The sequence below is a fragment of the Bradyrhizobium sp. AZCC 2289 genome (assembly GCF_036924615.1).
Lineage (GTDB): Bacteria > Pseudomonadota > Alphaproteobacteria > Rhizobiales > Xanthobacteraceae > Bradyrhizobium.
Window position 1 is genome coordinate 8,876,654 of record NZ_JAZHRY010000001.1, and the last position, 24,092, is coordinate 8,900,745.

Here is a 24,092-nt window from a genome sequence, read left to right on the forward strand (position 1 = left end):
CGACGATAAGGGCTTGGTAGCTTGGCTCTACGCTAACTCACCTTTCCTCCTCCGGATGCACCCACTTATACGGCGTGATTTCCCGCCTCTCCGTCAGCTTGATCATGTGCACCGGCGGCGCATAGCGGCCCTTGCGGCAGGAGCGGCATTTCAGCGAGGCTTCCAGTTTCCACAGCGGCGTGTCGCGCGGGCGGCGGATGGCGTCGAGCGGCAGGCTTGCGCGGGTGTTGCAGCGGTTGCATTCGACTTCCAGCCAGCCGAGGCCGCCGTTGAGGCATTGGCCGATGGTGGGCGAGGGCTGCGCCGGCCCGCCAAAACCTTCCATCCGGACCGACCAGGCTTCCGCCTCGGCGCGGTCGGCCGCGCGCACGGCCTTTCTGGCTTCCTCGCGCGCGCCTTCGGCGCGCATCTTCGCGCCCCTGACGCGGCCGCCCCAGATGACCTCGCGCGACTTGGTGCTCATGGCCTGAATTACAGCGAGCCTTGCGGCGTGAGGCAATAGCGTTTTCAAGCGAAGTGGGAACCGGTTCGCGTGAAGAAAAAGCGTCAAAACAAAAGAGCCCGGTTCTGATGCAATCAGAACCGGGAATGCACTAGGATTAGAGGCTCGGGACGCGTCCGCCCCACCAAGGCTCGCCGATGTGCAATTTGTATTCGATCACCACGAATCAGGAGGCGATCCAGCGGCTGTTCCGGATCATCAACCGCTACGTCGGCAATCTGCCGCCGATGCCCGGCGTATTTCCGGATTATCCGGCGCCGGTCGTGCGCAACGCCGGCGACGAGCGCGAGATGGTGTTGATGCGCTGGGGCATGCCGCCGCCGCCGCGGACCGGCGGTCCGCCCGTGACCAACATCCGCAACACCTCGTCGCCGCACTGGCGCGGATGGACCAGGCCGGAACATCGTTGCCTCGTGCCGCTTAACAGCTTTGCGGAATATTCGCCGGTGCCGAACCCGGAGACGAAGAAGAAAGACGTGGTCTGGTTCGCGCTGGACGACGACCGTCCGTTGTGTGCGTTCGCTGGGCTGTGGACCGAGTTCAAGGGCGATCGCGGAACGAAATCAAAACCAATTCCCGGTCCGCATCTGGTCTACGGTTTTCTGACGACAACGCCGAATGCGATCGTCGAGCCGATTCATCCCAAGGCGATGCCGGTGATCCTGACGACGGACGAAGAGCGCGACGTCTGGCTGCGCGCACCGTGGGACGAAGCGAAGGCGCTGCAGCGGCCGTTGCCGGATGATGCGCTGAAGATCGTCGCGCGCGGGGCGGACAAGGAAGATCAAGCCGCGGCTTAGCCATCGCCCAAGTGGTTTCTTGCTTTGACAGGTCCAAAAGCTCGTAGGGAGGATTGAGACGAAGGCATAATCCGCCGTTCATCGACGATACGCTTTCGTCTAGTCCGAAGTTTTCACCCATGAATCGCATAAGTATCTGATGCGGTTTGATCATTCGTCCGCGAGGCTACTCGGTTACTGGACACGAACGGGATTGAGCCCGAGCAGATCGAAGGCCGCCTCCTGGAGGGCGGTTGGTTTGGAGTGAAGGGTAAAGCGGTGCTTGGGGCGCGCGGGCACGTGCATGGTGTTGCGAGCGAGTGTTCCGAGATGCGCAATGAGGTCACCGAAGCTCATGACGCGCTGACCGTCTGCCGATCGCCTGGTTGTCTTCTTGACCTTGACGACGTCTGACGGTGCGGTGGCCGCAACTGGAGAAGTTCGCTCCGCTTTGGCTGCTGCCAGATCGGTGTCGTGGAACAACAGCGGCGCTAGGGCCTCCCGTAGGAGCCACTCGACATGGTAGGCGAGCATGCACAGGAAGACATGAGCCCGCACCCTGTCCGCGGTCCAATGACGGATCGGCCGGATTTCCAGATCGACGCTCTTCAGGGATCGGAATGCCCGTTCGACGTGCGAGAGATCCTTGTAGGCCTGAACTGCTTCTGCGGCATTCAGATGCTCGGCAGGCATGCTGGTTCGGATCACATAGATGCCGTCGAGGCGCGCCTCTGCCTCGATCTGATCGAGCCGTCTATGCCAGGAGAGATGACCATCGCGGATCGTAACGACGAAGTGCTTGGCCATCTTTCTTTTGTTAAGAACCGCGCCGACCGCCAGACCTATTTCGGCAGCGTCACGCAAGGGAGCGTTCCTGCGCCGGACCTTGGCTTCGATCCGGGCCAGTTCGCGTTCAGTCACTGCTAACAAGTCCTCACGCTTGCGCGCCCGTTCGGCGGCGAGGTCGTGATTGCGGCACGCGATCAGCCGTTCGCCTGGGAACATGTCCGGCGCGCTGATTTCGGCGAGATCGCGATCATCGAACAACGACAGCTGTAACGGCCCATTTTCCGCGGCCAGCGCCTGCACCGCCGGTGCACGCAGGCAGGTGATCCAATCGAGATTCGCGGGCCTAAGTTCGTCGCGAATGCGGGCCGAGGTGATCATGCCGCGATCTCCGACCAGCACCAGACGACTGATCCTGAAGCGATCCTTCACCTTCTCGATCTGCGCGCTCAAGGTTGAGGGATCCGCGGTGTTGCCGTCGAACACCTCCACGGCGATCGGCAGTCCCTCGCGTGTGCAGAGCAGCCCATAGACAATTTGCGGCCGGTCCTTGCGGTGATCCCGGCTGTGGCCATAGCGCGCCAGCGGGCAGCAGCGGCCCTCGAAGTAAGATGAGCTGACGTCATAGAGGACCAGCACGCCGTCTTCGAGATGCCGCCGCGCCAAGCCATTTTCGACGCGGCCCTGACGTTCGAGCAGCCAATCCAGCGCCTCATAGGCCTCCCGCTCCTTGACCCGGCCAAGGTGCAAGACCGCGCCCAGACTCGATACCGCCGTCTCCTCATCGATCGCGCGGACAAAGCCCAGCTTCGATCGTGGCGCAATCAACCGATCAACCACCATGGCGACAACGAGATCGCAGCAGCGTCGCGAGGCCGGATCCTTCGCCGCACCCAGAATCAACCGGTCGAGGCCAATCTTGCGGATCATTCCAAGCGCCGCCGCAACATGGCCGTGCGGCAATGAGCGCTCGACTTCCAGTTCCTGCGGACCAGTGCCGATGACCGTTCCGCCCTTCAGCACCGCCTTCAACGTATCGATCATATCACGCGGCAGCTTGCTGAGATTGGCCAACGTCCGCTTCTGCGAACGGCCTTGCTCGTCGCGATAACTCTCCCGCAGCAACACCGCAGGCGGAGAGTCTCGATTGGGCACCATCTCGATGAACATGCCCGAATCGAATCATATCCTCGCCGATTTGGGAATCCCCTTACATGGACACAATCACAGGATCATTCCCACCCTAACCCACTGCACTGACTCAAGTCTCTCCTGACGACACGAGCAAACTTCGGTCTAGTGCGCCTAATGATGAAAAAGACCAAGTAATATCAAGTTGTTACAAATTAATATGCATGATTTTTCAATGAAAAATATTGCAACTCGCGCGCCTTTCAGCTACCGTCTCCAACATGACGAAACTGCAGGAGCTCAAAGCGCATTTGAAGCCGGGGCAGGTCTACCGGCGCGCGGACCTGGCGCGTTGGTCGAAGGCCGTTGATCGGCATCTCAAGCAGCTTGTGAGCGAGGGAACGCTCACCAGGCTTGCGGGAGGCCTTTATGCGTATCCGAAACAAACCGTCTTTGGGAAAGCCCCGGCGGAGGATGGCAGGTTGGTCGAGGTTTTCCTGAAGGACCGCCGCTTTCTTCTGGTGTCACCGAATGCCTACAACAGCCTCGGGGTCGGCACGACGCAACTCTACGACAAGACCGTCGTCTACAATCGCAAGCGGCACGGCGATTTCCAGCTCGGCGGGCGCAAATTCGCGTTTCGCGTCAAGGCGGACTTTCCGCAGACGTTGACAAAGGAATTTCTGCTGGTCGACATGGTCAACAATCTGGATCAGCTGGCCGAAGCAAAGCACGAGGTGCTCGAAAGGGTAGGAAAACGCGCGGCATCGTTCGATGTCCGGCGCTTGCAACGTGCCGTGCGCGACTATGGAAGCGTACGGACGAAGAAGTTCTTTGAACACGCGCTAAAGCCGGATGAGCTGAATCGTGCCGCGTGAATATCTTCACAACCATCCCCAGTTCGCCGATCTCATTCGGATCGTGGCGGAAGAAAAAATTATCGATCCCGCGCTGGTCGAAAAAGACTACTGGATCATGCATTGCCTCTCAGGGCTGCAGCGATTGGGCCTTCAGTTCGAACTGAAGGGTGGGACTTCGCTATCCAAGGGCTACCAGATTATCGATCGGTTTTCGGAAGATATCGACATTCGTATAGAACCTCCGGAAAATCGGGAGATAAAGACTGGGCGCAATCATTTGAAAGAGGTGCACATCAGAGGTCGCAAGGATTTCTACGATTGGCTCGCCAGGACGATCAAGATCAACGGCATAACCATGGTTGAGCGTGACACGGAATTTGACAACAAGGACCTCTTCAGCGCGGGCATCAGGCTTCACTATAAAAGCATTGCCGAACCGATCGAAGATCTTCGAGATGGTGTCCTGTTGGAAGTGGGATTTGCCAAGGTGACGCCAAATGCTGCGAAGGACATCAGTTCGTGGGCCTATGATTACGCCGTCGATAGAGTAGACATCATCGGCAATCGGGCCAAAGCCGTCGCCTGCTACGATCCGGGTTATACCCTGGTAGAGAAACTGCAAACGATCTCAACGAAATTCCGCAAGCAGCAGGAGACCGGCGAACTGCCGTCGGATTTCATGCGTCACTATTACGACGTTCATAGCCTGCTCAAGCGGCCGGAAATTCAGGCGATTATCGGAACGGAGGCCTATAGGGCGCACAAGCGAAATCATTTCCCAAGGGCTGACAATCAAGACATCGCTGCAAATGAAGCGTTCCTGTTGAGCGACGCGAAAACGCGAGCGGCTTACGCGAAAGCCTACGCGATCGGCAGCGCTCTTTACTATGGTGACCGGCCGACCTTCGAGCAGGTTCTCAACGAGATCAGCGCCTCGATCGACAGGCTATAGCCCGCAGGGCCACCGTGCGCGGACGATAAAGCCCGTTGTCCAGCGCGGTTCGCCCTGGATCGAAAAAGCCGCTTCGGAGCCGCCAGGCCGAGCAAGCGGAGTATGTTCGCTTGCTCGGCTTTGGCTCAGGTGCTGGCCCCTTAAATCCCCAGCAACAACTAATCTGCACCAAATACGCGGGTTTGGTTATCCGTAGTCTTACTGGAGCGTATCCGAGGCATCCTACTTGGCTGCTCTGACAAGGGCGAACCGGTGAAAAAATTTGGACTACCCCCAAAGAGGCAGCGGCGTTCTCGCAATCGTTGTTGCGAGAACCCTGACGTGGCGGCATCATTTCAATCGCCGGACTTGCCCACTACAGGTCCGGCGTTAAGCCCCCAAATCGGCAGAGGCCTCAGCTCCTTCCCCAAGGGCTGGGGCCTCTCCACGCTGTGGTGCCGGGAAGTGCGGGTTCTTTCCTGACTGCGGCGGCGGAATTGCCGACCTTTTCGACGGCAGGAAAGCACGGTCCCACAGGGGTGGGGGGCTATCGGTGTGGGACCGTGCAGGCCTGACACTTTGGTTGGCCCATCGTTCAAGTCGGATCGACCGCGCTTGTTCCTTGCGCCGCGGCATGCCGTATTTGGAAGCCGGTGCAAATTCGATTTCGCTCCGCCGGAAGTCGCTATGTTAGGTTGCGCACAGACGCCGCGTTTTCTTCCGAATAGTCTCAAGCATTGCATCACTTGAAACGGATACTTGCGATCGCCCGGCGTGACAGCGGGGCTTTTCGTTCGGCGCATTTGCTGAAGCGATTTAGGAACGGCCCGCAAGCGGGCCCGTTGAGAGAAGTGCATCGGGGCGCTCCGGTGCACTCAAACTTACGGCCCCAGTTCCCCGCTGGAGCCGTTTTCTTTTGTACCCGGCGTCAGCCGCACAAACGGCCCCGGCGCGGGGGATAGGACCGTACCGGGACCGCCAACCTGTGGGAGGTTTTCTTCCGGCCGGGTCTTTGGGGGGCATTCAGCCGGAAGCGAAGGATTCGACGTCCGAGCCCTCGCCGGGTTCCAATTCCGGCGCGGGATCACCGCTGAAAAAAGCGGCATCTGCGCTGGAGCAAAAAATAATGTTCACTTTGTAACGCTGCCCCGGAACGATTCCCCGGCCTTCCGCATATCCATGCGGGGTTGGCAACCGGGGATAAGAAAAGTGGTCGGCAGGCAATACGTAAAGCGTCAGGCAACCATCCTTCTCAAATTCGCCCAGACAACATCGGATCCGAAAGTGGCAGCAGCGCTGGTCGAAAAGGCCGCCGATCTCAAGGCGCGGGTGGAGCATGCGCCCGACCCAAGCCCTCACGCGCCGGATGTCGAACCTATGCCGCAGGGTTAGCGGCCAAAATCAATATCGGAAGAAATCGGCCCGCAGGCGCGTTAGCAAAGTGTAAACCGCTGATCGACTGCGCACGGCATCCGCTGTGAAAACCGATAAATTCCAATCCAATGTCCTAACAAGACCTTCACGGGATACCCCCTAAATCGGATGACCAGCTAATCCTATGACGGATGGTCATCATGACGACTGTTGATGCGCTCAGGGCAAAGGTGCAGCGTGAACCGCGACGGCAACTGCAAAAGCACGTGGCCTGGCTTACGGTCGACGATGAGATGACGAAGACCGAATGCGTCGTCATGGACGTGTCGCCGGGCGGCGCCAGGATCGTGACCGACGCCGAGATCGACGTCGCCGACCGGTTCAAACTGGCGCTGGTGCCGGATCATCCGAAGCGCCAGCCATGCGAAGTGGTCTGGCGCAGGGGCCGGATGTTCGGCATCAAATTCGTGCTCTGATACCGCCACAGGCCCACATCCACCGATTTCTCCGGTCGAGCCCGGAAGTGGTTCATTCCTGTCGCAATTCGCTACATGAACCTTGGCACGACCTGTGCACACATAAATCTGCCGGGGAGGATTTCAGGGGCCCCGGTGACTGACCAACGCCGCCGAGCGATCATATTCCGCTCGAGCGGCGTTGTTGTTTTCCGGGGTGTTGAGCTGGTGCCGTTCTGCATCCCGTGGCCGGGTGTCCCACGGTTTCCCGATTTGAGACGTTCGTGATTTGGAGCAATTCCGCCGGCAGCCGAAAAGACGGGCACATTCGATATGCGCGCAGAAAGAAAATTGCCGAGCGCTTTCAGCGTGATTTGCCCTGTCCAGACCTTCCGGAGAAAATATTCCTCTTCCCATTTCCCCCAAATCAGCATTAGAAATCCCGCCGTCTCATCCCTCAACGAGGGGCGTATCCGGATCGTCAAATACGTTGGGATGAGATGCGGTGGACGCAGCAGCGTCGGGCGCGCAAGCAGATCGCAGGGCGGTTCGCCGTGAGCGATCAAAGCGCGCAGACGAACGATGTTGCAGCGGACGACAAAACCGTGTGGTCCTGGCACCCGTTGCTGGTGTCAAGTCGGCGGAGGTTTTCGCAGGCCCAACCGGGTTCGGCAAAACCGCTAATCCGCTGACGACGGTGACAAGACGAATTCGTCGCCGGGGAGAGCACGGCATAAGCAGTTAAAACCAGCCGCGTGCGGGAATGCCGGGTGATTCCGGTGCGACCGTGGTGACTACCCTGTGCTTACTACCAATGCACAGGGGCTGCGGGTGCATCGGGCACCCGGCATTCCCCACTCCCTCGATGGGAGAAGGATTTTTCACAGCTCGGGCGCAGCGCGCCGCGAGGGCGCGAAAGCGTATCTGGCCCCCCGTCATTGCGAGCCAACGGGTCGCGCGAATGCGCGCCCGATGACAGGCTCCGCGAAGCAATCTATGTTGCCACGCAAAGAAAGAATGGATTGCTTCGTCGCTTACGCTCCTCGCAATGACGGCTCTGCGGTCGAAACGTCTCCAGCTGTTTGAAAACTCAATCACTCCGCCGCCTCAATCCATTCCGCCGCCCCTCGCCACAGCGTGTCGCGATGCTCGGGGCGGAAGAAACCGAGATGGCCGATTTTGGCTGCGCTGGTATCCGCCGGCGTCACCGTGATGATCTCGGGCTTGGTCGCGGTAAATCCCGAACACAGCAATTCGACCGCGGGCCGCGTCGCCCAGGGGTCGTCGGACAGGCACAGCGCGCGCAGCGCGCCCTTGTATTTCGGAAAGTTCTGCAACGCCGCGAGCGTGGGATCGCCGAGCAGATAGCGCGGGTTCATCACCCAGCCGACCCATTGCAGGAAGACATCCTTCGGCAGATCCTCACCGAGGCCGGCCCAGCCCGGCATGTAGCCGAGCGCGCGGGTCAGCGGCGCGCCGACGAAATTCAGCATCGCGTAGACGCGAAAGCGCTCGGGCGAGGCCATCAGCTTCCAGTAGCCGGCCTGGGCGGCGATCAAAAGCGCGCGCGAAATCTCGGCATTGTTCGGCAGCAGCCCCAGCGCCTGGCCGCCGAAGGAATGGCCGACATAGGCGAACGGCAGCGCCTTGTAGCGCTCGCGCATCCACGACACCGCGGAGGTAACGTCCTGCGCCGCCCAATCCGCCATCGAGGCCTTGAAGCCGACCAGCGATTTCGGCTGGTTGTATCCGGCCATCGCCTTCTGCCTGGAGTCGCCGGTGCCGCGGTAATCGTAGGTCAAGACCGCGCAGCCGCGCTTGGCGAGAGAGATAGCCGGCAAAGCCGCGGTAGAGCTTGCGCGGCACGGCGGTCGCCGAATTGATCAGCACGGCATGGCGCTTGGCGCCGCGCGGCAAAAACAGCGTCGCGGCCAGCGGATAGCCATCCGCCGCAGGCACGGTGATGTCGTCGGCAAATACGTCGTCCAAGCCCGGCCCGGCCACCGCGATCTCCTCCTTAGGTTTGCGAGCGCCACAGCAAATGCGAATTCGGCTTTTGCCGCAAGGGCTTGTGCGGAGAAGCGGAAATCCAACTGGCGGCCGGCCTTTTGCCTGTGTATAAGCCGGAACTCCGCTACCTGCCATAAGTAGCGGTTTTTGCTCAGGAGTTAACGCCATGTCCGAGCGGTGGACACCCGATAGCTGGCGCGCCAAGCCGGTGCTGCAAATGCCCGATTATCCCGACGCCAAGGCATTGGCCGATGTCGAGGCGCAGCTCGCGACGTTTCCGCCGCTGGTGTTTGCCGGCGAGGCCCGCAACCTGAAAAAGGCGCTTGCGCGCGTCGCCGCCGGCGAAGCCTTCCTGCTGCAGGGCGGCGACTGCGCCGAGAGCTTTGCCGAACACGGCGCCAACAACATTCGCGACTTCTTCCGCGTGCTGCTGCAGATGGCTGTCGTGCTCACCTACGCCGGCGCGCTGCCGGTGGTGAAGGTCGGCCGCATCGCCGGCCAGTTCGCGAAACCGCGCTCGTCCAACACCGAGACGATCAACGGCGTCGAGTTGCCGAGCTATCGCGGCGACATCATCAACGATATCGCGTTTACCAGGGAAGCGCGCGTCCCCGATCCGCAGCGCCAGTTAATGGCCTACCGGCAGTCGGCGGCGACGCTGAATCTGCTGCGCGCGTTCGCGACCGGCGGTTTTGCCAATCTCGGCAGCGTGCATCAGTGGATGCTCGGCTTCCTCAAGGACTCGCCGCAGTCGCGCCGTTACAAGGAATTGGCGGATCGCATTTCGGATGCGCTGAATTTCATGCGCGCCTGCGGCCTCGATCTCGAGAGCCATCCGGAACTGCGCGCCACCGACTTCTACACCAGCCATGAGGCGCTGCTGCTGGGCTACGAACAGGCTTTTACTCGCGTCGATTCCACCACCGGTGACTGGTACGCGACCTCGGGCCACATGATCTGGATCGGCGATCGCACCCGCCAACTCGACCACGGCCATGTCGAATATTTCCGCGGCATCAAGAACCCGATCGGCCTGAAATGTGGGCCATCGCTTAAAGCCGATGAACTGCTGAAGCTGATCGACGTGCTCAATCCCGACAACGAGCCGGGACGGCTGACGCTGATCAACCGGTTCGGCGCCGACAAGGTCGGCGATCACCTGGCGCCGCTGATCCGCGCCGTGAAGCGGGAAGGGCGGGTCGTGGTCTGGTCGTGCGATCCGATGCACGGCAACACCATCACCTCGACGTCGGGTTACAAGACCCGTCCGTTCGACCGGGTGTTGTCGGAGGTGAAATCGTTCTTCGCGATCCATCAGGCCGAGGGCACCCATGCCGGCGGCGTGCATCTGGAGATGACCGGGCAGGATGTCACCGAATGCATCGGCGGCGCGCGCGCCATCACCGATGAGGATCTCAACGACCGCTATCACACGGTCTGCGATCCCCGTTTGAACGCGGAACAGTCGATCGACATGGCTTTCCTGATTGCGGAACTGTTGAAGCAGGAACGCGCCGGCAAGGTCCAGCCGATGCCGGCCGCAGCGGGTCTTTGATTTGCTGAGATTCTGGCGGGCCACGATCAATACCCGAAACGGTCTCGCCTTTGCGATCCGGTCGGAGCAGGCCGTCCGTGAGGAAATTGCGGCGCTGGCGATTTCGCTGCCGCTGGCGTGGCTGATCGGCGTCACGGCGATGCGCCGCGTCGAACTGGTCGCGGCCGTGGTCCTGGTGCTGGTGGTGGAACTGCTCAACACCGCGATCGAAAAGCTCGCCGACCGCCTCACCACCGACCACGATCCGCAGATCGGGCGGGTCAAGGATATGGGATCGGCCGCGGTCGGCGTCGCGCTGGTGATGGGCGGCCTGTTCTGGCTGTTCGCCATCGCCGAACGCATGGGCGCGATCTGAAGCAGGCGATTGCAGTTTGGGCTTGTGCAGGGCACCATTGGCACCATGAGCGAAGTCGAATTCAGGATCACACTGGCCCAGTTGAACCCGACCGTCGGCGACGTCGCCGGCAACGCCGCGAAAGCGCGCGCGGCGCGCGAGAAGGCGCGGGCCGATGGCGCCGATCTCGTGGTTTTTTCCGAGCTGTTCATCGCCGGCTACCCGCCGGAAGATTTGATCCTGAAGCCGGCGTTCCAGGCGGCCTGCCGCGCCGCCGTCGAGGAACTGGCGCGCGAGACCGCCGGCGGCGGCCCGGCTGTCCTGATCGGCACGCCCTGGGTTGAGGACGACAAGCTCTATAACGCCGTGGCCTTGCTTGACGAGGGTCGCATCGCGGCGCTGCGCTTCAAGGCCAATTTGCCGAATTACGGCGTGTTCGACGAGAAGCGGCTGTTCGCGCGCGGGCCGGCGTCGGGACCGGTGACCGTAAGCGGGGTGCGGATCGGCGTGCCGATCTGCGAGGACATCTGGCTCGAAGAGTCCGAGGAATACGAAAACGTCGTCGAATGTCTGGCCGAGACCGGCGCCGAGATCCTGGTGGTGCCGAACGGCTCGCCTTATGCGCGCGACAAGAACGATCTGCGGCTGTCGATCGCCGTGGCCCGTGTCACCGAGAGCGGTTTGCCGCTGATTTACCTGAACGAGGTCGGCGGGCAGGACGAATTGATCTTCGACGGCGCCTCCTTTGCGCTGAACGCGGATCTTTCGGTGGCGGTGCAGTTACCGGCGTTCGAGGAGAACATCACGACCTTGCACTGGTCGAAGACCAGTGACGGCTGGCGCTGCTCGGGCCCAATCACGCCGCTGCTCGAGGGCGACAAGGCCGATTACGCGGCCTGCGTGCTCGGCTTGCGCGACTATGTCCGCAAGAACGGTTTTCCCGGCGTGCTGCTCGGCGTTTCCGGCGGCATCGATTCGGCGCTGTGCGCGGCGATGGCGGTCGATGCGCTCGGTGCTGACAAGGTCCGCGGTGTGATGCTGCCATTTCGATTTACCGCGCAGGTGTCGCTCGACGATGCCGCCAAGCTCGCAACCGCGCTCGGTATCCGCTACGAGGTGCTGCCGATCGCGGACGCCGTGAACGGCTTTGAGAAGATTTTGTCGGGGACGTTCGCAGGGCTGCCGCGCGACATCACCGAAGAGAATCTGCAGGCGCGCGCCCGCGGCACGCTGCTGATGGCGATTTCCAACAAGACCGGCGCGATGGTGGTCACGACCGGCAACAAGTCGGAAATGTCGGTCGGCTACGCCACGCTGTACGGCGACATGAACGGCGGCTTCAATCCGATCAAGGATATCTACAAGACCGAAGTGTTCCGGCTCTCGAGCCTGCGCAATGAATGGAAGCCGGAAGGCGCACTCGGCCCGTCGGGCGAGGTGATACCGGTCAACATCATCACGCGGCCGCCGACCGCCGAATTGCGCGAGAACCAGACCGACCAGGATTCGCTGCCGCCCTACGACATGCTCGATGCGATCCTGGAGCGCCTGGTCGAGCGCGAGGAGCCTTTGGCCTCGATCATATCGGCGGGTTTTCCGCCCGAAGTGGTGACGCGGATCGATCGCCTGCTCAACATCGCCGAATACAAGCGCCGGCAGGCCGCTCCCGGCGTCAAGGTGACGCAAAAGAACTTTGGCCGGGATCGCCGCTATCCCATCACCAACCGCTTTCGCGATCCGGGCAAGCCGTTGCCCGAACCCGATGCCACGCTGCTGTCACGCGCGGGCCGTGCCTCGGTGGATGCGTTTGAGGGCTGAGATTATTGCTTCGGCGGAATGAAGGTCGGGCCGACGGTGCGGATCGGCCTGTCGCCGGCGGGAGCCGTGGCATCGGTGGCAGGCGCGGCCGATGCCGCGGCCGGCGGCGCGGTCGCCGTGGTGCCTGCGCCCTTCTTGGCGGGCGCGCCTTTCGCCGGCTGCGGCTGGGCGCGCTGCTGCATTTTCTTTGCGCTCTCTTCGGTGACGATGATGTCGCCTTGCTGCTCGACGGCAGCCTTGTCGTCGACCGATTTCAGCGCATCCGACCATGTCTGGCCGGCGGCCTTGCAGGCACAGGACGGGTTGAACTCGGTGCGGAATTTGAATGCATTGGGTAGCGCGGTGTAGGGCTGGCCGGTGATCGAGACCGCCTGGTTGATGTCTTCGCCGGGGTTGCGGTAGGCGAACAGGCTCGCTTCCGTCGCCGGGCACAGCGCCTTGCACGTCCTCTCGTCGTCGGCAAAGCGCGCCTGCACGGTGGCAAAGGAGACCGGGAAATAGGCGCCGTCGCAGGTGCGCACGCAGACCGTTTTGAACGTTCCGGATTGCGGACCCATATCGACGCCGGGCGCCCCCGGACTGTTGTTGTTATTGTTGCCGAACAGATTGTCGATGAAACTGCCCGGGCCCCGCGCCGCGTTGGCGTATTGCGGGCCGCAATTGTTCTGCGCCAGCGCGGTCAAGACCGAGCGACGCTGGTTCTCGCGGTCGGCGCCGCCGATCCCGCCGCTGCGCAGCCGCTCGAGGCTGGTCGTGATCTGATCGAGATTGCCGCGCATCTGCGAGATCTGGTTGTTGACCGGCCCGCATTGCGCCGACTGGCCGTTGAACAGCGAGAAGAAGCCGGAACTGTCGCAGCCCATTCGCTTGGCCTGCAGCGTGACGCGATCGAGCTCGGATTGCTGCTTGGTGGCGGCATCCTGGTAGCGACGGATCTGGTCGTCCTTGGCGGGATCGCCGCTACCGGCGCCGTGGTCGATCGTCGCCAGTTGCCCCTCAAGCCGGATGCAGATCGGATTGCCCTGCGCGCCCTGCTGTTGTGGCTGTTGTTGCGGCGGCGGCGAGGCGCCGGGGTTCATCTGCGCGAACGCGCCCGTGCACGGCAGCGTGATGCCGATCAGCATGGCACAGGTCAAAATCCAGCGGGACCAGAAGGAGGTAAGGGTTTCAGGCATATCCGGCCATCGAGAGCGAATCCGCGCGGTTATGGAAACCGAAAGGCGCGGCCAAGGCGGCAAGGTGCGGCCAAAGCCGCTTCCATCGCCAAGGCCGCCTGACATAGCTGCTTCTCGGGGCAGCGTCACGTCGTTTCCGGGGCACGGGTGTGGCAAAGCGCCCCCTCAGAGTACGTCGTGCCGGCCCGGTTCAGCGCTGGCAGGTGATGGCGACGTATTCCTCGCAGCCATTACCCGTGCATTTCTCGTTCCCGGCCTTGGGAACCGCGCCGGTAATCTCGTCGGGATCGACGCGCCGGTAGGCGGTGGCCTGCGCAAAATCCCGTGACTGGCAATAGGAGCGAGCGGCATGGGCGCCGCATTTATCGCCCTTGGCGAGGCACTGGTCGACGCCGTAGCCGTCGGCCTGGTTGGCAATGATGAAGACGCGGCTGTCGGCCGAGGCGGCGGAAGCGGCGAGAAGGAATGCGCAGGCAATGGATGCTGACAAAGGTCGCATGGTGCACCGGGGAAGGAGGGGACCGCCCTTTATCAGATAGACCCAAAGCGTTAAGAATGATTAACCATGGCGTCGCCAGCCGGGGCGGGCGGCCCAAATCGGGCTCAAATCCGGGCTAAGCAAGCCCTTGACGGCGTCCCCCGGGCTGGGACATGGTGGGAACCATGAACGGTCTCCTCGCCATCTGCAGCATTTGCCGCGAGATTATTAGCTAGCGATTCGCTGGCTGAGGCCGTCTTTTCTCAACCGAGATCACTCGACGCCCGGCCGCAACGGACGGGATATCCATGCAATTGCGCCTCTACGATACGTTGACCAAGGAGAAGCGGCCGTTCACGCCACTCGATCCCTCGAATGTGCGCATGTATGTTTGCGGGCCGACGGTCTACGACTTCGCCCATATCGGCAACGCGCGCCCGGTCATCGTGTTCGACGTGCTGTTCCGGCTGCTGCGGCACCTCTACGGCGCTGATCACGTCACCTATGTCCGCAACATCACCGACGTCGATGACAAGATCAACGCGCGGGCCGTGCGGGACTTTCCCGGGCTGCCGCTGAATGAGGCGATCCGCAAGGTCACGGAAGTGACGGCTAACCAGTTTTACGCCGACGCCGCGGCATTGGGTTCACTTCCGCCGACGTTCGAACCCCGCGCGACTGATTTCGTGCTGCCGCGCGCTGACGGCAAGACGGATATGGTGACGCTCATCAGGCAATTGATCGCGCGCGGTCATGCTTATGAGGCGGGCGGCGAAGTTCTGTTCGATACGGCGACGATGCCGGATTATGGCGCGCTTTCAGGCCGCAAGCTGGACGAGCAGCGACCGGGCGCGCGCGTCGCTGTCGATGCACACAAGAAAAATCCGGGCGATTTCGTGCTGTGGAAGCAATCGTCCGGCGATGAGCCGGGATGGGAAAGCCCATGGGGCAGGGGCCGCCCGGGGTGGCACATCGAATGCTCGGCCATGAGTGCTGCGTATCTCGGTGAAGTGTTCGATATCCACGGCGGTGGCCTGGATTTGATCTTCCCGCATCACGAAAACGAAATCGCGCAGTCGCGCTGCGCGCACGGCACGCCTGCGATGGCGAACTACTGGATGCACAATGAATTCGTGCAGATCGAAGACACCAAGATGTCGAAGTCGCTCGGCAACTTCGTCACGATCCGGGAACTGCTGGCCGATTGGCCGGGCGAAGTGCTGCGCCTCAATATGTTGAAGGCGCATTATCGCTCTCCAATGGACTGGACGTTGAAGGGATTGGAAGAAAGCGCCAAGACGCTCGACGACTGGTATTGGGTCGCCGCCGACATCAAGGGCGGGCGGCCTTCCGACGCCGTCATCGCGGCGCTGTCGGACGACCTGAACACGCCGCTGATGGTCGCGTCGCTGCACGGCTTGCGGAATAACGCGGCTTCCGGAAACGATCAGGATCGCAGCCAGTTTGCTGCCTCCTTGCGGCTGCTCGGTTTCCTGTCGGAGAGTGCTGCGGACTGGAAGGCACGCAAGCAGCAAGCGAGCGGCATCGACCCCAAGCAGATCGACGGTCTGATCTCCGACCGTACGGCCGCGCGCGCCCGAAAAGACTTCAAGGAATCCGACCGCATCCGCGATGAACTCGCCGCGATGGGCGTCGTCATCAAGGATTCCAAGGACGGCACCACCTGGGAGATGGCGCGATGAGCAAGCCCGATACGCCTTTCCCAAAACACTGGCGCTACTACATCTTCATCAAGTGGGCGGTCATCATCGCCGCGATCGTGCTTGCGCTAAGACTGTTCGGAGTATTTTGACGCGATGGGACAGGCATTGCCCCAACCTGCGCTGCGGCCGTTCCTGGCGGCGGATACGCCCGTGCTGGCGGCGATCTTTGTTGCCGCCATCGAGGAGTTGACCGGCGACGACTACAGCGAAGCGCAGCAGGAAGCCTGGGCCAGCGCCGCCGAGGACGAAGAGCAATTCGGCAAGCGTCTCGCCGGCCAGCTCACGCTGATCGCGACGCTGCAGAACTCGCCGGTCGGGTTCGCGTCGCTGAAGGGGGCTGACCATATCGACTTGCTCTATGTTCATCCCGGTGTGGCCGGGCAGGGTGTTGCGTCAATGCTGTGCGAGGCGCTGGAAAAACTCGCGGGCGCGCGCGGCGCGAAAAGCCTGACGGTCGACGCCAGCGACAACGCGGCGGAATTTTTCTCAAAGCGCGGCTATGTCGGCATGCAGCGCAATACCGTCACCGTCAATGGCGAGTGGCTTGCCAATACCACGATGCAGAAGACGCTGGCCGACGGTGCTGCGCCGGGAGGCCAAACATGAGCCGCGAACGCCTCTATCTGTTCGACACCACGCTGCGCGACGGCGCGCAGACCAACGGCGTCGATTTCACCCTGCATGACAAGCAGATCATAGCAGGGATGCTCGACGAACTCGGCATCGATTATGTCGAGGGCGGTTATCCCGGCGCCAATCCGACCGACACCGAGTTCTTTGCCGAAAAGCCAAAGTTAGAGCATGCGAAGTTCACGGCGTTCGGCATGACGCGGCGGCCCGGCCGCTCGGCCTCGAACGATCCCGGGCTCGCGGGGTTGCTGGAAGCCAAGGCCGACGCGATCTGTTTCGTCGCGAAGGCCTCGGCCTATCAGGTGCGCGTCGCGCTCGAGACCACCAATGAGGAAAATCTCGCCTCGATCCGCGATAGCGTCGGCGCGGCGAAAGCCGCGGGCCGCGAGGTGATGGTCGATTGCGAGCATTTCTTCGACGGCTACAAGGAGAACGCCGACTTCGCACTTGCGTGCGCGAGAGCGGCCTATGAATCCGGTGCGCGCTGGGTGGTGCTGTGCGATACCAATGGCGGCACCATGCCGCATGAGGTCGAAACCATCGTCGGCAACGTGATCAAGCACATCCCCGGTGGTCACGTCGGCATCCACGCCCATAACGACACCGAGCAGGCCGTGGCCAATTCGCTGGCCGCGGTGCGCGCGGGCGCGCGGCAGATCCAGGGTACGCTGAACGGGCTCGGCGAGCGCTGCGGCAACGCCAATTTGTGTTCGCTGATCCCGACCCTGCGGCTGAAGGACGAATTCTCCGACGCTTTCGAGATCGCCGTCACGCCTGAGAAGATGGCGACCCTGATGAAGGTGTCGCGGGCGCTCGATGACATGCTCAACCGCGCGCCGAACCGCCACGCGGCCTATGTCGGCGAAAGCGCGTTCGTGACCAAGACCGGCATTCACGCCTCCGCGGTCATGAAGGACCCGCACACCTACGAGCACGTGTTGCCTGAATTGGTCGGCAATCACCGCAAGGTGCTGGTGTCGGATCAGGCCGGCCGGTCCAACGTCATGGCCGAGCTCGATCGCGCGGGCATTGCGTACGAGAAAAGCGATCCGAAACTGGCGCGGCTGGTCGACGAATTGAAGGAGCGCGAAGCTGCCGGCTATGCCTACGAGTCCGCCAACGCCTCATTCGACTTGCTGGCGCGGCGCACGCTCGGAAAAGTGCCGGAATATTTCCGGGTCGAGCAGTTCGACGTCAATGTCGAGCAGCGTTACAACGCCAACGGCCAGCGCGTCACGGTGGCGCTGGCGGTGGTGAAGGTCGACGTCGCCGGCGAGCGGCTGATCTCGGCGGCGGAAGGCAACGGACCGGTCAATGCGCTCGACGTCGCGCTGCGCAAGGACCTCGGCAAATATCAGAAATACATCGAGGGCCTGAAGCTGATCGACTATCGCGTGCGTATCCTCAATGGCGGCACCGAAGCGGTGACGCGGGTGCTGATCGAGAGCGAGGACGAGGCGGGCGAAAGCTGGACCACGATCGGGGTGTCGCCCAACATCATCGACGCTTCGTTCCAGGCGTTGATGGATTCGGTGATCTACAAGCTCGTGAAATCAGGCGCGCCGGCTTGAGGAACACCGTCATTGCGAGGAGCGTAGCGACGAAGCAATCCATTCTTTCTTTGTAGGTCTATGGATTGCTTCGCTTCGCTCGCAATGACGGTGAAAAAAGCGGGGGGCTTTCAATGATCGACCACATCTCCGTCGGCGTCGCTGACCTCGAACGCGCCGCGCGCTTCTACGAAATGACGCTGGCGACGCTCGGGCTTTCGCGGCTGGTGACGCGGCCGACGACGGTCGGCTTCGGCAAGAACTATCCGGAGTTATGGATCAATCTGCGCGCTGGCATGGCGCCGGTCGCGCCGGAGAGCGGCAGCCACATCTGTCTTCGCGCGAAATCATCAGGTGATGTCGATGCATTCCACGCCGCTGCACTCAACGCCGGCGGCCGTTCCGACGGTGCGCCGGGGCTGCGCCCGCACGATCGGGTGAAATACTATGCGGCCTTCGTCGTCGATCCCGACGGCAACCGTATCGAGGCGGTGACGTTTCCGAGCGAGTGATGCGACTGAATCCCTAAAGCCGTCGCGCCACTTCCGGCACCATTTCCTCGCTGCCTTTCGGTGCGCGAGCGGCGGCGGTGCGCAAGCGCGGCAGGATATCCTCGACCCGGTCGGCCGTGAGAACATCGAGCGGCAGCGTCGCGCGGATGAACTCGGTCATGCGCATATGGGCGAGCAGCGAGAGCAGGGGCTCCCAGAAATTATCGATGTTGGCGAGCAGAATCGGTTTGTTGTGACGGCCGAGCTGCTGCCAGGTCAATTGCTCGACCAGTTCCTCCAGCGTGCCGATGCCGCCGGGGAGGGCGATGAACGCGTCGGAGCGTTCAAACATCAGCCGCTTGCGTTCGTGCATGTCGGGCGTGACGATCATCTCCTGGACACGCGTCAGCGCGTTTTCCCGGGCTCTCAGAAAATCCGGAATGATCCCGGTGACGGAGCCGCCATGATCCAGGGTGGATTTGGCGACCGCGCCCATCAGGCCGATCGAGCCGCCGCCATAGACGAGGCGGATATCGTTTTCGGCGAAGACCTTGCCCAGGGCGATGGCGGCTTCGACAAAGCGGGGGTTGGTGCCAGGGCCGGAGCCGCAATAGACACAGACGGTTTTGATTTGACTCATGTGGTTATGTGGCACTGCAACGTAAAATGCGTCAAGTCCGGTGTATCCCCTGTCGGGGCCGAATCAGGCCGTAAATGCGGGCAAAATGCTAAAGAATTGCTCCCCGAGGCTGTACCCGGCGTCTAAACGCTCTATATGACGGGCAGAATGCAGATCATTGGAAATCACGTGTCAGCGAGCCGGTGCGCAGCCCTGCCTGAGGCGCCCTGCTAATGGCCCACACCGATTCGCACCCGCGCGCCGGCGACGCGTCATCCGCCGCCAGCACGTCACCCGAAAAGGCGACCCTGATCGGGACGCTGGTGCATCTGTGGCCCTACATTTGGCCAGGCGACCGCGTCGATCTGAAGATGCGCGTGGTCTGGTCGATGGTGCTGCTGCTGATCGCGAAGCTCGCGACGCTGTCGGTGCCGTTCACCTTCAAATGGGCAATCGACGCGCTCAACGGCACGCCGAGCGCGCCGGTGCAGTCATCGAACTGGACGATGTGGCTGATCGCTTCGCCGCTCTTGATGACCGCAAGCTACGGTGCGGTGCGGGTATTGATGGCGGTGCTGACGCAATGGCGCGACGGCATCTTTGCCCGCGTCGCCATGCATGCGGTGCGAAAGCTCGCCTACATCACCTTCGTTCACATGCACGAGCTGTCGCTGCGCTTCCATCTGGAGCGCAAGACCGGCGGGTTGACCCGCGTGCTGGAGCGTGGCCGCACCGGCATCGAAGTGATCGTGCGGATGGTGATCCTGCAGCTGATCCCGACCATCGTCGAGGTGTCGCTGCTGATGGGCGTGCTGCTCTGGCAGTTCGACTGGCGCTATGTGCTCGTCACCGCGATCACGGTCGTGGTCTACATGTACTACACCTATCTCGCGACCGAATGGCGGATCGAAATCCGCCGCAAGATGAACGATTCCGACACCGAAGCGAACACCAAGGCGATCGACTCGCTGTTGAACTACGAGACAGTGAAGTATTTCAGCGCCGAGCAGCGCGAAGCCGAACGCTATGATCGCTCGATGGAGCGCTACGAGCACAACAGCGTGAAGACCTATACCTCGCTGGCGGTTCTCAATACCGGACAGGCGGTCATCTTCACGGCCGGTTTGACCGCGATCATGCTGATGTGCGCGCTCGGCGTCCGTGACGGCAGCAAAACGGTCGGCGATTTTGTGCTGGTGAATGCCATGATGATCCAGCTCTACCAGCCGCTGAACTTCATGGGCATGGTCTATCGCGAGATCAAGCAGGCGGTGATCGACATCGAGACGATGTTCAACGTGCTGTCGCGCAATCCCGAGATCAGGGATATTCCCGGCGCGACGCCGTTGATCGTGAGCACCGGCAATTTGCGTTTCGACGACGTGCGGTTTGCCTACGATCCCGAGCGTCCGATCCTGAAAGGCCTCAGCTTCGAGGTGCCGGCCGGCAAGACGGTCGCGATCGTCGGTCCGTCCGGCGCCGGCAAATCGACGATTTCCCGGCTGCTGTTCCGGCTCTATGACGTCTCCAGCGGCAAGATCCTGATCGACGGCCAGGATATCAGGAATGTCACGCAGGCCTCGTTGCGCGCCTCGATCGGCATGGTGCCGCAGGATACCGTGCTGTTCAACGACACCATCCGTTACAACATCCGCTACGGCCGCTGGGACGCCAGCGATGCCGAGGTGGAAAAGGCGGCGCAGCTGGCGCAGATCGACACCTTCATCAAGATGTCGCCAAAGGGGTACGAAACCCAGGTCGGCGAGCGCGGGCTGAAATTGTCCGGCGGCGAGAAGCAGCGCGTGGCAATCGCGCGCACCGTGCTCAAGGCGCCGCCGATCCTGGTGCTCGATGAGGCGACCTCGGCGCTCGACAGCCACACCGAACACGAAATCCAGGAGTCGCTCGAGCGGGTCTCGCGCAATCGCACATCGCTGGTGATCGCGCATCGGCTCTCGACCATCGTCGGCGCCGATGAAATCATCGTGCTGGATCAGGGCCGCATCGCCGAACGCGGAACCCATGCGCAGCTTTTGGCTTCCGGCGGACTTTATGCCAGTATGTGGAACAGGCAGCGCGAGGCCGAGGAGGCGCGGGAAAAACTCGCGCAGATCGACGACGAGCACGAGGCGCCGAACCGCGTACCGCCGCCGGTCGAGGATCCCGTTCAGGATCCAGGCAAAGATCCGGTCAGCGGTCCGGGCAAAGATTCCTTGGCGACCGCTGCAGAATAACCGAAACGAAGCTCCATCTCCCACCATGGGAGTGGGAAGATGACAGCGAGCCCCCATGTCCATCGCCAATTCCATCCGCGCGCAAATCCCGCCGATCCATCCCGAGGGCTATCCCTTCATCGGCGGCTTTGCGCTTGCAAGTCTGGTCCTGTTCCTGCTCTGGACGCCGCTGGGCTGGATCGGAACGGTCCTGACGATCTGGTGCGCGCTGTTCTTCCGCGATCCGGTGCGCGTGACGCCGGTACGCGAGGGCATCGTGGTGTCGCCGGCCGACGGACGGGTCTCGATGATCGCGCAGGTGTTGCCGCCGGCTGAACTCGGTCTCGGCGACAAGCCGTTGACGCGGATTTCGGTCTTCATGAGCGTGTTCAATTGTCACGTGAACCGCAGTCCGGTGGCGGGCCGGATCGACCGGATCGCGTACCGGCCGGGCACTTTCATTAACGCCGAACTCGACAAGGCCAGCGAGGACAATGAGCGTAACTCGCTGGTGATCTCGACGGCGAACGGGCGCATCGGGGTGGTCCAGATCGCGGGCCTGGTGGCGCGGCGAATCGTCTCGTTCGTGCGCGAGGGGCAGTCGATCGGCGCCGGCGAGCGGTTCGGCCTGATCCGTTTTGGGTCGCGCCTTGACGTCTATCTGCCCGAAGGCACCAAATCGCTGGTTTCCGAGGGCCAGACCGCGGTCGCAGGCGAGACCATTTTGGCCGATTTCAGGTCCGCCGACGCCGCGCGAACCTACCGGGCGGATTAACTATCCGTAGCGTTTTCGAGCGAAGTGGGCACCGGTTCGCGTCAAGAAAACGCGTCAAAACAAAGAATTAGAGCGCGGGGAATCAGATGGTTCCCCACCGCGATGGCGGAGGGGCGTGGCGCCTGCTATATACTACCCAGCCATGTTGCCATCAGACCCCCAATCTCCGGAGATACGCCGCCGCCGGTTTCGTCCGATCCCGGTGCGGATGCTGGTGCCGAATTTCATCACGTTGCTGGCGATCTGCGCCGGGCTGACGGCGATCCGGCTGTCGACCGAAGGACGGATGGAACTCGCGGTGGGCGCCATCGTATTCGCCGCCGTGCTCGATGGCCTGGACGGCCGTGTTGCGCGCATGATCAAGGGCCAGTCCAAATTCGGCGCCGAACTCGACAGCCTCGCGGACTTCGTCAATTTCGGCGTGGCACCCGGCCTGATCCTGTATTTTCTGGCAGTTGCATGAACTGAACAATGGCGGCTGGATCGCGGCGATGGTGTTTGCGATCTCCGGGGGCTTGAGGCTCGCCCGTTTTAACGCCTCCATCGACGATCCGAACAAGCCGCCGTTCGCCGCGAATTTCTTCACCGGCGTACCGGCGCCGGCAGGTGCGATTACCGTGCTGCTGCCGATCTATCTGGCGTTTTTGGGCACACCGAAGCCGCCGGCCACGCTGACCGCGCTCTATACGCTTTTGATCGGCTTCCTGATGGTGTCGCGCCTGCCGGTGTTTTCCGGCAAGACGGTGCGCATGCGTGTGCCGCCGGAGATGGTGCTGCCGGTTTTCGTCTCGGTGGTGTTCTTCGTCGCGCTGTTGATCGGCTATCCCTGGCACATCCTGTCGTTCGGCTCGGTGCTTTATCTGATGAGCCTGCCGCTGGGATGGAAGAATTATCGCGACCACGAGCGCAACGCCGCGGCCGCGCAGGCGGTTGCGGCCACGGGTGCCGCCGCGCCGCCAAGCCCGGCGCCGGCCGCCTTCGCGCCGCCCGCGACCGATGCCGAACAGGAACGGCCGGCCCGGCTGAACTGAACGGCTTGCACGGTTTCAATCCGAAATATCTGCCGAGATATCTGCCATGAGCTATCGCCGAGTTGGGTTCGACCCCAATCTCGGCTATAGGGCTTGATGAACCACGGCTTTCAAAATGGCCGGTGCAACATCAGGAGAAACGCCGTGAACAAGCACACTTCCGCTCCACTGCCTGCTTCCGTCCTCGAAGCGTTGGCCAGCTACGACACACCGACGATCTGCAATGCGATGGAAATCGTGGCGCCGGAGCGCCGCCTGATCGGCTACACCACCAAGCCGCTGGTATGCCCGTTTCCGGATCTACCGCCGATGGTCGGCTATGCCCGCACCGTGACGATCCGTTCGGTGCTCAAGTCCGGCCTTCCGGCCGACGAGCAGGCCAAGCGCCGCATCGAATATTACGAATATGTCGGCACCGGCTTCGGCCCGCGCATCACGGTGATCCAGGATATCGACGGCGCCGATGTCGGCTATGGCGCGTTCTGGGGCGAGGTGCAGAGCAACGTGCACAAGGCGCTCGGCTGCCTCGGCGTCATCACCGACGGCTCGATTCGCGACATCCCGCAATGGGCGCCAGGCTTCCAGGCGCTCGCCGGATCGATCGGTCCGTCGCACGCCTGGGTCCATGCCGAGAATTTTGGCGGCGAAGTGCGCGTCGCCGGGATGACGGTGCGCTCCGACGATCTGATCCATGCCGACCAGCATGGCGCGATCGTGATCCCGGTCGACATCGCCGCGAAAATTCCCGAAGCCGCCGAACTCTGCGGCCGCCGCGAGACGCCGATCCTGGAGATCGCCCGCAGCAAGGACTTTTCGCTGGAGAAGCTGAAAGCCGCGCTGAAGAAGTCGGCCGAGATTCACTGACGCCTCA

Annotated in this window: 20 protein-coding genes and 2 pseudogenes; 15 read left to right on the forward strand and 7 right to left on the reverse strand. The window is 62.1% G+C overall.

The window, feature by feature from the left end:
- Positions 1 to 37: 37 nt before the first annotated feature.
- Entirely contained in the window at positions 38 to 463 is a 426-nt protein-coding gene (locus V1289_RS41510; protein ID WP_334405102.1) for a hypothetical protein, read from the reverse strand.
- 176 nt (positions 464 to 639) lie between these two features.
- On the opposite strand from V1289_RS41510, the gene V1289_RS41515 reads away from it, so the two are divergent.
- Positions 640 to 1,302, forward strand: a complete 663-nt coding sequence (locus tag V1289_RS41515) for an SOS response-associated peptidase (RefSeq protein WP_334405104.1) — start codon at positions 640 to 642, stop codon at positions 1,300 to 1,302.
- Between the two features lie 174 nt (positions 1,303 to 1,476).
- On the opposite strand, the gene V1289_RS41520 is transcribed toward V1289_RS41515, so the two are convergent.
- Positions 1,477 to 3,237, reverse strand: coding sequence for an IS1634 family transposase (locus V1289_RS41520; protein ID WP_334395305.1), 1,761 nt, complete (start codon positions 3,235 to 3,237; stop codon positions 1,477 to 1,479).
- Between the two features lie 242 nt (positions 3,238 to 3,479).
- Here V1289_RS41520 and V1289_RS41525 point away from each other — a divergent pair, with 242 nt between their 5' ends.
- Positions 3,480 to 4,076 (forward strand): hypothetical protein, encoded by a 597-nt coding sequence (locus tag V1289_RS41525; RefSeq protein ID WP_334405105.1) that lies wholly within the window; start codon positions 3,480 to 3,482, stop codon positions 4,074 to 4,076.
- Complete coding sequence (locus tag V1289_RS41530; protein WP_334405106.1) at positions 4,066 to 5,010, forward strand: nucleotidyl transferase AbiEii/AbiGii toxin family protein; 945 nt, start codon at positions 4,066 to 4,068, stop codon at positions 5,008 to 5,010. Before V1289_RS41525 ends, V1289_RS41530 begins: the two co-directional genes overlap by 11 nt.
- Before the next feature lie 1,002 nt (positions 5,011 to 6,012).
- Here the strand turns inward: V1289_RS41530 and V1289_RS41535 are convergent.
- Positions 6,013 to 6,327 carry a hypothetical protein gene (locus V1289_RS41535; RefSeq protein WP_334405107.1) on the reverse strand — a complete coding sequence of 105 codons (315 nt, stop codon included), beginning with the start codon at positions 6,325 to 6,327 and terminating at the stop codon, positions 6,013 to 6,015.
- A gap of 236 nt (positions 6,328 to 6,563) precedes the next feature.
- On the opposite strand from V1289_RS41535, the gene V1289_RS41540 reads away from it, so the two are divergent.
- The gene (locus tag V1289_RS41540; protein WP_334405108.1) at positions 6,564 to 6,839 is read left to right on the forward strand and encodes a PilZ domain-containing protein; all 276 of its coding nucleotides are present in this window, start codon (positions 6,564 to 6,566) and stop codon (positions 6,837 to 6,839) included.
- A 1,073-nt stretch (positions 6,840 to 7,912) separates the two neighbouring features.
- On the opposite strand, the pseudogene V1289_RS41545 reads toward V1289_RS41540, so the two are convergent.
- Positions 7,913 to 8,822: pseudogene (locus tag V1289_RS41545) on the reverse strand (alpha/beta hydrolase family protein).
- Positions 8,823 to 8,994: 172 nt separating this feature from the next.
- On the opposite strand from V1289_RS41545, the gene V1289_RS41550 reads away from it, so the two are divergent.
- The 3 genes from V1289_RS41550 to V1289_RS41560 are packed head-to-tail and all read left to right on the forward strand — an operon-like array spanning position 8,995 to position 12,535.
- Positions 8,995 to 10,383 carry a class II 3-deoxy-7-phosphoheptulonate synthase gene (locus tag V1289_RS41550; RefSeq protein WP_334405110.1) on the forward strand — a complete coding sequence of 463 codons (1,389 nt, stop codon included), beginning with the start codon at positions 8,995 to 8,997 and terminating at the stop codon, positions 10,381 to 10,383.
- A 1-nt stretch (position 10,384) separates the two neighbouring features.
- Complete coding sequence (locus tag V1289_RS41555; RefSeq protein WP_074281115.1) at positions 10,385 to 10,738, forward strand: diacylglycerol kinase; 354 nt, start codon at positions 10,385 to 10,387, stop codon at positions 10,736 to 10,738.
- A 45-nt stretch (positions 10,739 to 10,783) separates the two neighbouring features.
- A complete protein-coding gene (locus tag V1289_RS41560; protein WP_334407882.1) occupies positions 10,784 to 12,535 on the forward strand; it encodes an NAD+ synthase in 1,752 nt (583 codons plus the stop codon).
- 2 nt (positions 12,536 to 12,537) lie between these two features.
- Here the strand turns inward: V1289_RS41560 and V1289_RS41565 are convergent, their stop codons facing one another.
- Both V1289_RS41565 and V1289_RS41570 read right to left on the reverse strand, forming a co-directional pair.
- Positions 12,538 to 13,710 carry a DUF2865 domain-containing protein gene (locus tag V1289_RS41565; protein WP_334405113.1) on the reverse strand — a complete coding sequence of 391 codons (1,173 nt, stop codon included), beginning with the start codon at positions 13,708 to 13,710 and terminating at the stop codon, positions 12,538 to 12,540.
- Positions 13,711 to 13,900: 190 nt separating this feature from the next.
- Positions 13,901 to 14,209, reverse strand: coding sequence for a hypothetical protein (locus V1289_RS41570; protein WP_334405115.1), 309 nt, complete (start codon positions 14,207 to 14,209; stop codon positions 13,901 to 13,903).
- A 287-nt stretch (positions 14,210 to 14,496) separates the two neighbouring features.
- On the opposite strand from V1289_RS41570, the gene cysS reads away from it, so the two are divergent.
- From cysS to V1289_RS41590, 4 genes are all read left to right on the forward strand, one after another.
- Positions 14,497 to 15,891: a cysteine--tRNA ligase gene (gene cysS, locus V1289_RS41575; RefSeq protein ID WP_334405117.1), complete on the forward strand. Its 1,395-nt coding sequence runs from the start codon at positions 14,497 to 14,499 to the stop codon at positions 15,889 to 15,891.
- Between the two features lie 114 nt (positions 15,892 to 16,005).
- On the forward strand, positions 16,006 to 16,518 hold the full coding sequence (locus tag V1289_RS41580; RefSeq protein ID WP_334405119.1) for a GNAT family N-acetyltransferase: 513 nt from the start codon (positions 16,006 to 16,008) through the stop codon (positions 16,516 to 16,518).
- Positions 16,515 to 18,113, forward strand: coding sequence for a citramalate synthase (cimA, locus tag V1289_RS41585; RefSeq protein ID WP_334405121.1), 1,599 nt, complete (start codon positions 16,515 to 16,517; stop codon positions 18,111 to 18,113). Before V1289_RS41580 ends, cimA begins: the two co-directional genes overlap by 4 nt.
- Before the next feature lie 113 nt (positions 18,114 to 18,226).
- Positions 18,227 to 18,604, forward strand: coding sequence for a VOC family protein (locus tag V1289_RS41590; protein WP_334405123.1), 378 nt, complete (start codon positions 18,227 to 18,229; stop codon positions 18,602 to 18,604).
- Between the two features lie 13 nt (positions 18,605 to 18,617).
- Here V1289_RS41590 and V1289_RS41595 read toward each other — a convergent pair whose 3' ends face one another.
- Positions 18,618 to 19,223 carry a TIGR00730 family Rossman fold protein gene (locus V1289_RS41595; protein WP_309184200.1) on the reverse strand — a complete coding sequence of 202 codons (606 nt, stop codon included), beginning with the start codon at positions 19,221 to 19,223 and terminating at the stop codon, positions 18,618 to 18,620.
- A 212-nt stretch (positions 19,224 to 19,435) separates the two neighbouring features.
- Here V1289_RS41595 and V1289_RS41600 point away from each other — a divergent pair, with 212 nt between their 5' ends.
- From V1289_RS41600 to V1289_RS41615, 4 genes and pseudogenes are all read left to right on the forward strand, one after another.
- Positions 19,436 to 21,436: an ABCB family ABC transporter ATP-binding protein/permease gene (locus tag V1289_RS41600; RefSeq protein WP_334405127.1), complete on the forward strand. Its 2,001-nt coding sequence runs from the start codon at positions 19,436 to 19,438 to the stop codon at positions 21,434 to 21,436.
- 55 nt (positions 21,437 to 21,491) lie between these two features.
- On the forward strand, positions 21,492 to 22,190 hold the full coding sequence (locus V1289_RS41605; RefSeq protein WP_334405129.1) for a phosphatidylserine decarboxylase: 699 nt from the start codon (positions 21,492 to 21,494) through the stop codon (positions 22,188 to 22,190).
- Positions 22,191 to 22,332: 142 nt separating this feature from the next.
- A pseudogene (gene pssA, locus V1289_RS41610) lies at positions 22,333 to 23,221 on the forward strand (CDP-diacylglycerol--serine O-phosphatidyltransferase).
- 192 nt (positions 23,222 to 23,413) lie between these two features.
- A complete protein-coding gene (locus V1289_RS41615; protein WP_442896227.1) occupies positions 23,414 to 24,085 on the forward strand; it encodes an RraA family protein in 672 nt (223 codons plus the stop codon).
- Positions 24,086 to 24,092: the final 7 nt, after the last annotated feature.